Below are 7,105 nucleotides of genomic sequence, written 5' to 3' on the forward strand. Positions count from 1 at the left end.
ACGAGACCCCTGTGACCGGTTCGGCAGTATCCGGCTCTAAGCCGTTGAAAATAGGCGATATTGATGTCGCCACCCCGGTCTTCCTGGCACCGATGTCGGGGGTGACTGACTCGCCCGTCCGCCGGTTGGCCGCCGAGCTTGGCGCGGGTCTCGTCGTGTCCGAAATGACGGCCAGCGACGAGCTTGCGAGCGGCCACCGGATGTCTCGGTTGCGTTGCGAAGCCACCGGGATCGGTCCGCACGTGGTCCAGCTCGCCGGCTGCGAGACGCATTGGATGGCGGAGGGCGCCCGGATCGCCGAAGCCGAGGGCGCCGATATCATCGACATCAACATGGGCTGTCCGGCCCGCCACGTCACCGGCGGCCAGTCCGGCTCGGCTTTGATGCGCGACCTCGACCATGCCGTCAGCCTGATCGACGCGACCATCGCGGCGGTGAAGGTGCCGGTGACGCTGAAGATGCGGCTCGGCTGGGACGACCGCAGCCGCAACGCGCCGGAACTGGCGCGGCGCGCGGAAGCCGCCGGCGTCAAGCTCGTTACGGTGCATGGCCGCACCCGCAGCCAGTTCTACAAGGGTGAGGCCGATTGGGATGCGATCCGCGCCGTGCGCGAGGCCACCTGCCTTCCGCTCGTCGTCAACGGCGACATCACGACTTACGAGAAGGCGCTTGCGGCGCTCGAGGCCTCCGGCGCCGACGCCGTGATGATCGGCCGCGGCGCGCAGGGCCAGCCCTGGCTGCCCGGTCAGATCGGCCGTCGCCTGAAGGGCGAGGCGGCTGAGGCCATCCCGTCGCTCGCCACCCAGCTGCATTACGTCCGCACACTTTATGAAGGCGTCTGCGCGCTTTACGGTTTGCGCGTAGGCCTTAAGCACGCCCGAAAACATCTCGGCTGGGCGCTCGACGTCGCCGCGGCTGCGAGCGGCGCTCCGGTCGAGAAGCTGAAATCCTGGCGCCAGAAGATCCTGACCTCGGAGGATCCGCGCCTCGTCCACCAGTCGCTGCAGGATGCCTTCGACGATTTCGGATGGAGCGCTGCTGCATGAGCTCCGCCGCTGACCATCGCCGGCCCGCCGACAGCGACGCGATCCTGGATGCGTTGCCCAATCCCGTTCTCATGATCGGGCCGGACGGGAAGATCGTCGCCGCCAATATCGCGACCGAGGCCTTCTTCGACATCTCGACCCAGTTCCTGAAGCGGCAGTCGCTGAAAGAGCTGGTGCCGTTCGGCAGCCCATTGCTGGCGTTGATTGACCAGGTGCGCTCGTCGAATTCGCCGGTGAATGAATACAAGGTCGATCTGGGCACGCCGCGCATGGGCGGCGACCGGCAGGTCGATCTGCATGTCGCGCCGCTGACCGAACGGCCCGGCCATATCGTGGTGATGCTCCAGGAGCGCTCCATCGCCGACAAGATGGACCGCCAGCTCACCCATCGCAGCGCGGCGCGCTCGGTCATCGCGCTGGCCGCGATGCTGGCGCACGAGATCAAGAATCCGCTCTCGGGCATCCGCGGCGCGGCGCAGCTTCTCGAGCAGCAGGCCTCGTCCGAGGACCGCATGCTGACGCGCCTGATCTGCGACGAGGCCGACCGTATCGTGACGCTGGTCGACCGCATGGAGGTGTTCGGCGACGAGCGCCCCGTATCGCGCGGCCCCGTCAACATCCATTCAGTGCTCGACCACGTCAAACGGCTGGCGCAGTCCGGTTTTGCCCGCAATATCCGCTTCATCGAGGACTACGATCCCTCGCTGCCGCCGGTGCTGGCGAACCAGGACCAGCTGATCCAGGTGTTCCTCAATCTCGTGAAGAACGCCGCAGAAGCCCTGATCGACGTCCCCGACGCCGAGATCCAGCTCACCACCGCGTTCCGCCCCGGCGTGCGCCTGTCAGTCCCCGGTCAAAAATCCCGGGTATCCTTGCCGCTCGAATTCTGCGTGAAGGACAACGGACCAGGCGTGCCGGACGATCTTCTGCCCAACCTGTTCGATCCCTTCGTGACCACCAAGCAGACCGGCTCAGGGCTCGGCCTGGCGCTGGTCGCCAAGATCGTCGGCGATCACGGGGGCATCATCGAATGCGAATCTCAGCCGCGCAAGACCACCTTCCGCGTGCTGATGCCGATGTATTCCACATCGGTGAAACATGCCGATCAAAGCAGTCGCGCCGACTCTGCCGGGAAGCCGTCGCCTGCGTCACAGGGGGCGAAATGAGGATTAACCATGCCCGCAGGTAGCATTCTCGTAGCCGATGACGATACCGCCATCCGCACCGTTCTCAATCAGGCACTGTCCCGCGCCGGCTACGAAGTGCGGCTGACCGGCAATGCCGCAACGCTGTGGCGCTGGGTCAGCCAGGGGGAGGGCGATCTCGTCATCACCGACGTGGTGATGCCGGACGAAAACGCCTTCGACCTCTTGCCGCGGATCAAGAAGATGCGGCCGAATCTGCCCGTCATCGTCATGAGCGCGCAGAACACCTTCATGACGGCGATCCGCGCCTCCGAGCGCGGGGCGTACGAATATCTGCCGAAGCCGTTCGACCTCAAGGAGCTGATTGCCATCGTCGGCCGCGCGCTGGCCGAGCCGAAGGAGCGGGTCTCGACGCCGGACGAGGACGCCGAGATGGAGGCGATCCCGCTGGTCGGCCGCTCGCCGGCGATGCAGGAAATCTACCGCGTGCTGGCGCGGCTGATGCAGACCGATCTGACGGTGATGATCACCGGCGAGTCCGGCACCGGCAAGGAACTGGTGGCGCGCGCGCTGCACGATTACGGCAAGCGCCGCAACGGCCCGTTCGTCGCGGTCAACATGGCGGCGATCCCGCGCGACCTCATCGAATCCGAACTGTTCGGCCATGAGCGCGGCGCCTTCACCGGCGCCAACACCCGCGCCTCCGGCCGGTTCGAGCAGGCCGAGGGCGGCACGCTGTTTCTCGACGAAATCGGCGACATGCCGATGGAGGCGCAGACCCGTCTGCTGCGCGTGCTGCAGCAGGGCGAATACACCACCGTCGGCGGCCGCACCCCGATCAAGACCGACGTGCGCATCGTCGCGGCCTCCAACAAGGATCTGCGTGTCCTGATCCAGCAGGGGCTGTTCCGGGAAGATCTGTTCTTCCGCCTCAACGTCGTGCCGCTGCGGCTGCCGCCGCTCCGCGAGCGCATCGAGGATTTGCCCGATCTCATCCGTCACTTCTTCACGCTGGCCGAGAAGGACGGCCTGCCGCCGAAGAAGCTCGACGTGCTGGCGCTGGAGCGGCTGAAGCAGCACCGCTGGCCCGGCAACGTGCGCGAGCTGGAAAACCTCGCCCGGCGCCTCGCCGCGCTCTATCCGCAGGACGTGATCACGGCTTCCGTCATCGATGGCGAGCTCGCGCCGCCCTCGGTCAGCCCAGGTGCCGCGGTCCAGCAGGGCGTCGACAATCTCGGCGGCGCCGTGGAGGCGTATCTGTCCTCGCACTTCCAGGGCTTTCCCAACGGCGTGCCGCCGCCCGGCCTCTATCACCGCATCCTCAAGGAGATCGAGGTTCCGCTGCTCACGGCCGCGCTCGCGGCCACCCGCGGCAACCAGATCCGCGCCGCAGACCTGCTCGGCCTCAACCGCAACACGCTGCGCAAGAAGATCCGGGATCTCGATATCCAGGTCTATCGGAGCGGGGGCTAGTTCCCTCGCGACAAACGCTAAACGCGTTTACGCGGACGGTGGCTCAGCTCCCCTACCAAAGCGGAGCTGAGCCTGTCCGGATCGCGCTGGCCGTTTTGGCTGACGCGGTGATCAGAAGTCGGAGCGGGGCCGAAATGTTCCGCAGTCACACAAGGGTGAGGCATTCGGCCACCTGCAACTGCGATCCATCACCTGACCAATCGCTCGGTGGACGGCACCAGACGCGCGACGTCTGTCGTCGGCTCCTGCAGGGCCGGACCATTGACCAGCAGATCGGACGCCACGATCAGCAGCAGAACGGCAGAAACCATTATCGCGAGGAAGAATCTATCCATGCTGGTCAAGCCGCAACGGTGGGAAACCGTTCCCGCAGGCGAGGTCTGTCCACGACATCGGCCATGATCCGCCTGTGGATGCGCCGGTCCGCCGCGGTGAGGGCGCCGCGGAATTGTCGCAATTCGGCAACAATGTGGTACGAATACATCAGTATCCGCGCGTCGCGGACCCGTTTTCAGCACCACCATTGCCGGAATGACCAGCGCAGACACCTCGGCCGCACACTTTGACACGACACCAGCGGAAGAGCCCCGGCGTTGGTCGGCGCGGCGCTGGCTGGCGCCCTTTGCCGTGGCGCTGGCGCTGCTCTCGGCCTTCCTGACCTTCCTGGTTCTGACCGGCCTGACCACGATCGAGCCGACGCCGGCGGTGGTCCGCTCGATCTACCTGATCAACGCGGCCACGATCCTGCTGCTGGTCGGAATCATCATCCGCGAGCTCTGGCAGCTGATCCTGGCGCGGCGGCGGGGCAGGGCGGCGGCACGGCTCCATGTCCAGATCGTCAGCCTGTTCTCGATCGTGGCGGTGCTGCCGGCGGTGCTGGTCGCCGTCGTTGCCAACGTCACCATCGAACGCGGCCTCGACCGGCTGTTCTCCGGCCCGACCAAGGAGGTGATCCAGAATTCGCTGACGATCGCGCGGGCCTATATGCAGGACCATGCTCAGCTGATCCGCGGCGACATTCTCGGCATGGCCAACGACATCGCGCATGCCCGGCCGCTCTACGACCAGGATCGCCGCTCGTTCCGGGAGATGCTGAGCGCCAGCGCCAGTTCCCGCAACCTGCCGGGCGCGATGATCATCGACAAGAACACCAACATCCTGGAATCCGCCGACACCGGCATGCGGCTCGCCTATTCGCCGCCCGCGTCCGACTTCCTCAGCAACGTCAACGAGTCCGAGCCCGAGATCGCGGTCCTTCCCGATGCGAGCTTCGTGGCCGCCGTGATCCGGCTGCGCGCCTTCAGCGACACCTTCCTCTATGTCGCCCGTCCGCTTGATCCGAATGTCGTCAATCAGCTCAAGCAGACCGAGGTCAGTGTCGCCGAATACGCCCAGATCGAGTCGCGTCGGCTGGGCATCCAGGTTGCCTTCGCGCTGATGTTCGCCGTGATCGCGCTGACCATCCTGATGGCCTCGGTGCTGATCGGGCTGAACTTCGCCAATTCCCTGGTCTCGCCGATCCGGCGGCTGATGAACGCGGCACACACGGTCTCGACCGGCGACCTCCATGTCCAGGTACCCGTGCACCAGTCGGAAGGCGATCTCGCCCAGCTAGGTGAGACCTTCAACAAGATGACGCAGGAATTGCGCAGCCAGCGCGACGAACTCGTCAACGCCAGCGACCTGATCGACAGCCGCCGCCGCTTCATCGAAGCGGTGCTGTCCTCCGCAAGCGCCGGCATCATCGGCGTCGATGCTTCCGGCAGCGTCGGCATTTTGAACCGCTCGGCCGAGAAGCTGATCGGGCATTCCGAGGCGGAGACGCTCGGTCATCCGCTCTCCGACGTGCTGCCCGAGCTCGACGAGATGATGAAGGCGGCGCGGGAAGGGAGCCAGCGTCTGGTGCAGGGCCAGATCACGATCACCCGCGACGGCAGCGAGCGCAATCTCTCGGTCCGCGTCAGCGCCGAGAAGAACCAGCCGCACGACAGCTACATCATCACGCTCGACGACATCACCGAGCTGGTCTCGGCGCAGCGCACCTCGGCCTGGGGCGACGTGGCGCGCCGCATCGCGCATGAGATCAAGAACCCGCTGACGCCGATCCAGCTTTCGGCCGAGCGCATTCGCCGCAAGTTCGGCAAGGGTATCACAGAGGCCAAGGACAAGCAGATCTTCGAGCAGTGCACCGACACCATCGTGCGCCAGGTCGACGACATCAGGCGCATGGTCGACGAGTTCTCGCGCTTTGCACGGATGCCGAAACCGGTGATGGAGGGCGAGGACGTCGCCGACACCGTGCGGCAGGCCGTGTTCCTGATGAAGGTCGCCCATCCCGAGATCGATATCGAGGCCGAATTCAAAGAGGATCCGCTCCGCGCCCAGTTCGACCGGCGGCTGATCTCGCAGGCGGTCACCAATATCGTCAAGAACGCCACCGAGGCGATCGAGCAGGTCCCGCCGGAGGAGCTCGGCAAAGGTCATATCGACGTCGTGGTGTCGCGTCAGGGCGAGGACGTGCTGATCGACGTCATCGACAACGGCATCGGCCTGCCCAAGGTCGCGCGCTCGCGGCTGCTCGAGCCCTATGTCACGACGCGCGCCAAGGGCACCGGCCTTGGCCTTGCGATCGTCGGCCGCGTGCTGGAAGACCATGGCGGACGCATCGAGCTGAAAGATGCTTCCGACTTCCGCGAGGGCCAGCGCGGTGCCTGGATGCGGATGCGCTTTGCGATCTCCGGGCAACCCGCGAAGTCCGAGGGAGCCGAGCAGGCCCCGGCGGCCGCGGTCAAGGAAGCATCCGGCGAGCAGGCCGGCGCTCCTGTCAAGGACCCGGCGCAGGAAACAAAAGAGCTGGCGGCCGAAACCAAAGAGGCCGCTGAAAAGACCAATGATTCACCGAAAATCGAAGCCTCAACAGGCAGCTGACAAGACAGGCGCGACCCATGGCAAGTGAAATTCTGATTGTCGATGATGAGGCCGATATTCGGGATCTCGTCGCAGGCATTCTCGAGGACGAGGGTTTTGTCACGCGGACTGCGCGCGACAGCGACTCCGCACTGGCTGAAATCGCCAACCGGCGGCCGCACCTGGTGTTCCTCGACATCTGGCTGCAGGGCTCCAAGCTCGACGGCTTGCAGCTCCTGGAGCAGGTCAAGAAGGATAATGCCGACTTGCCGGTTGTGATGATCTCCGGCCACGGCAACATCGAGACCGCGGTCGCCGCGATCAAGCGCGGTGCCTACGACTTCATCGAGAAGCCGTTCAAGGCCGACCGGCTGATCCTGGTCGCGACCAGGGCGCTGGAGAACTCGCGGCTCAAGCGCGAGGTCAAGGAGCTGAAGCAGCTGGCGCCGAGCGCCAGCCAGCTCGTCGGCCGCTCGCCGAGCATGAACCAGTTGCGCCAGACCATCGAGCGCGCGGCCAAGGCCAACAGCCGCA

The 7,105-nt window shown here is 65.6% G+C and carries 6 protein-coding genes; 5 read left to right on the forward strand and 1 reads right to left on the reverse strand.

Annotated elements, in window-relative coordinates; all coding sequences use genetic code 11:
- Positions 1-44 precede the first annotated feature (44 nt).
- From dusB to ntrC, 3 genes are read left to right on the forward strand one after another with little or no spacing between them, the layout of a single operon-like run.
- Positions 45-1,046, forward strand: coding sequence for a tRNA dihydrouridine synthase DusB (gene dusB / locus CV770_RS21465; protein WP_201759967.1), 1,002 nt, complete (start codon positions 45-47; stop codon positions 1,044-1,046).
- Complete coding sequence (locus tag CV770_RS21470; RefSeq protein ID WP_104463747.1) at positions 1,043-2,212, forward strand: two-component system sensor histidine kinase NtrB; 1,170 nt, start codon at positions 1,043-1,045, stop codon at positions 2,210-2,212. Before dusB ends, CV770_RS21470 begins: the two co-directional genes overlap by 4 nt.
- A 9-nt stretch (positions 2,213-2,221) precedes the next feature.
- On the forward strand, positions 2,222-3,664 hold the full coding sequence (gene ntrC, locus CV770_RS21475) for a nitrogen regulation protein NR(I) (RefSeq protein WP_104463739.1): 1,443 nt from the start codon (positions 2,222-2,224) through the stop codon (positions 3,662-3,664).
- Positions 3,665-3,852: 188 nt separating this feature from the next.
- Here ntrC and CV770_RS43040 read toward each other — a convergent pair whose 3' ends face one another.
- On the reverse strand, positions 3,853-3,999 hold the full coding sequence (locus tag CV770_RS43040) for a hypothetical protein (RefSeq protein WP_165637333.1): 147 nt from the start codon (positions 3,997-3,999) through the stop codon (positions 3,853-3,855).
- Between the two features lie 196 nt (positions 4,000-4,195).
- Here CV770_RS43040 and CV770_RS21480 point away from each other — a divergent pair, with 196 nt between their 5' ends.
- Together CV770_RS21480 and CV770_RS21485 are read left to right on the forward strand one after the other, a co-directional pair.
- Entirely contained in the window at positions 4,196-6,592 is a 2,397-nt protein-coding gene (locus tag CV770_RS21480; RefSeq protein ID WP_104463740.1) for a sensor histidine kinase, read from the forward strand.
- Between the two features lie 17 nt (positions 6,593-6,609).
- Positions 6,610-7,105: response regulator (locus CV770_RS21485; protein ID WP_146101328.1), on the forward strand; the 496-nt coding region annotated here is incomplete at its 3' end.

It is taken from the genome of Bradyrhizobium sp. AC87j1, from assembly GCF_002936975.1.
Classification (GTDB): Bacteria; Pseudomonadota; Alphaproteobacteria; order Rhizobiales; family Xanthobacteraceae; genus Bradyrhizobium; species Bradyrhizobium shewense.